This is a genomic window from Aminobacter sp. P4_H6_2, assembly GCF_056400805.1.
The window spans coordinates 1-2,783 of record NZ_JBFUKO010000675.1 but is presented as its reverse complement, the minus strand read 5'-3'; the positions used below and the strand labels follow the sequence as shown (position 1 = coordinate 2,783).

General features: G+C 54.6%; 2 protein-coding genes and 1 pseudogene. All 3 read right to left on the bottom strand.

Annotation, left to right across the window (positions count from 1 at the left end):
* Window positions 1–1,441, bottom strand: a 1,441-nt coding sequence (locus tag AC1DUU_RS28455; protein WP_476786686.1) for a glycosyltransferase, incomplete at its 3' end; no start/stop codon positions are given.
* Window positions 1,442–1,583: 142 nt separating this feature from the next.
* Window positions 1,584–1,832: pseudogene (locus AC1DUU_RS28450) on the bottom strand (hypothetical protein); the annotation flags it as partial.
* Window positions 1,833–2,089: 257 nt separating this feature from the next.
* The coding region (locus AC1DUU_RS28445; RefSeq protein WP_476786685.1) for a DUF7024 domain-containing protein at window positions 2,090–2,783 on the bottom strand (694 nt) is incomplete at its 5' end.

The following is a 2,783-nucleotide window of genomic DNA, read 5'->3' as shown; positions in this document are numbered from 1 at the left end:
GCCAGATGGGGCCTTCTACCATATATTTGCTCGCTATCGGCACGCTCCACTGCACAATGGGGCCCGTGATTTGTGAGGTGGACGCAGGCGTGTGCTGAAACTGCCGTTTTGATGCGAAGCTCCCGTTTATGAATAGATCAACCGTTATCGTCGGGTGCTTCTCGTTGACGAAGGCCATCAACGTTATTTCGAGTGTCTGCGGAACATCGTTCGGCAACATGCGCATTTCGATGCTGGCCAGCTCGCCAATTGTCCAGACTCCCCATGGTTCAATATACGAGAATCCGTTGAGGCGAAACCACTGCTCAGGGTTTGCTGCGTGACCCAAATTGTACAGACGGCCCGCTTGAATAGGCGATAGGCCGCTTCGGAATCTGCTAACCTGAGCGATGAGTTCATCTCGCTCTCTCATCCAAGGCCAAGCTGCTCCCTGGCGTGGTAACCAGGTTTGTAAATGAGTGGCCATAGCTGAGCTGGCCTGTATGGGGGAGGGAGGCAAACTGCGATGCTCGTCCACCACATCCGCGTAGATCAACTGGCACTCATGCACCCAATCTTTAAGGCTTGCCGCTGCCCGCGTGCGTTCGGTCACAGCGCGAGCTTCGGCTGGGTCGTAAAGGGCGATCTCCTCCACGAGGGCCTCGGTCGTTAGCTCGCGCTGTAGCGTACGAAGTCCAAAGTTGAACCGCCTCCAAGTTTGCCAGTTCTGAGGTCGTACCAGTCCGGCCAACCCTCGACCGTCGCATACTACGACTGCTCGACCGCAAGCCATAGCCTCGATAGCGCTCAAGGCTGAGGCAAACACCAAGTCATATTTGGGGAAAAGGTTCTCCGGTTCGTCGATCACCCTTCCTACCGCGCTGCCGATGAAGTCGACTTCGATCTCGCGCGCCATGCAGGCGTCTTTCACTGCGGCCAGATGTTGATCGTTCTTGGCGAAAGCCAGTGCACGCTTGGGGCGTGCCGGCAAGTCTGGGCCCTGGTAGAAGCGCTTGAGATCAACCGGGTTCAGTAGGACCCGAAGCTTTTCCAGTGGGACACCGCTTTGATAGCGAAGGAGATCAGCCACCGTTTCGTCAACCGCAACATAGCGTCGTATTGCGGGTAGATGCGGAGGCACGCTGTGCCAATTGACAAAATCGTGCGCAAAGAAGATTGCCGGTGAACCCGGAAAGCGCGCTATTGCGGTAGCTGTGACAGAGTTGTGATGTCCGTGAATAAGGTCGATCTCGCCAGTGATAGTCCGAATATCATCAGTGACCGGGATACCCTTCGATCGAATCTCGTCAGCGATTGGCCCAAGATGCTGTGCATACACGACGGGACTGTGGCCACATTGCTGTAAAGCAAGTGCAATCTCTCGCGTGAGAATTTCTGTCCCGGTTCGCCCGTCCAGGCAGATATTCGCAATCAGAATACGTAGTGGTCGAAAATCTTTCATATGGGCGCATTTTCTTTGTCGGAGTATCAAGCGGCTAGATAGGCGAGGGGGATTCTAGTCACTAGGTAATCTCATCGCACAGATCTACAACTTGGCAAGTTCGGCGATGGTATAAGGTAGTCGATACTCTACGCATTTGGAATTATTCAGCCAAGGTGTGAACGGGACACCGCTTACAATCGTCTGGTAGGGGGCGTTGCAGCGCTTTGGCCTCTGGCCAGGGCGCTTTCTGCCACATCTCGATCTCTTCGGCGTTGGTCAAGACGACGGGTATGGGTTTTTCATGGATCGATCGAGCGACATCGTTCGGGGCGGTGGTCAGGAGTGCATAGACCTCAAAATCCTGAATGCCGTCACGGATCGTCCGCGCTGCACGCCAGGGCGTCCATAGCCCAGCAAAGGAGGGGCAAGTGGCCGACTCTTATCAAGTTCGAACCAGAAGTTTCGATGCTGTCTGCAATCGGGATCCTTATCGCCTTCCGTCGGGCTCGGCTCTGCGAAGCTGCTGAGTGGGACAATGCAGCGATTGTCGACACCGCGCCACTCTGTAGTTGCTGCAACTACCCCTTTGCCGAGCTCGATATCATCGACCACTATGGCGGTTGGCCAGAGGCCTGAAGGTGAGGCTTGGGGCAACTAGGCTCTAAGTTAATTTCCTTCAAGTAGGGTAATGCTGGCAATTGACAGACCCAGAACGCGTGGATCCGCCGCACCGGCTATCGTGGGAGAAGCGGCGTCGGGAAGTTCGATTTTGATGTCGAGAAGACTTGGGTTTTCATCCGCCGGCGGCACGTCCAATTCGATGTCGTTTATGTCCATTGAATTCAATACCCGTTCTTGAGGCGCAGACCCATTTATGCGGAAGATTGCGCGTTGCCGGTCGAGTTTCCCCGGTATCAAGTACGTGCCGGCCTTAAGGACCATTTTGATTTTCTGTTTGGAAAGGTCGCACTCGCATAGCGCCCCGATCGATGCCGAGTTTCCATCTGTCCATCGCCCCCAAGCTTCAACGCTGGAGAAACCACTGATCTGCAGGCATTTATTGTCCTCGCCAGCATACGACACAGTCAAGGGCAATGGAATTTTTCGTGTCTTGATCTGCGATGCGGGAAGGTTGACTACCTCGTAGGAACGAGCGGCATGGTGCGATCTGCAGGCTTCACGAAGCACTGCTATATTCCCTTCCGGAAGTGCTCTGGGCGTTGTTTCGGGGCCATAGTTGGTTGGACCGCCAAAGAATATTGGTTTGTGTTTGACGAAGATAGCGGCTGCCATTCTCTGACTGTAACTGGACACATCGATATAGACCGCGTTTACGCTGTCATCCGTGTCAGCGATGGCG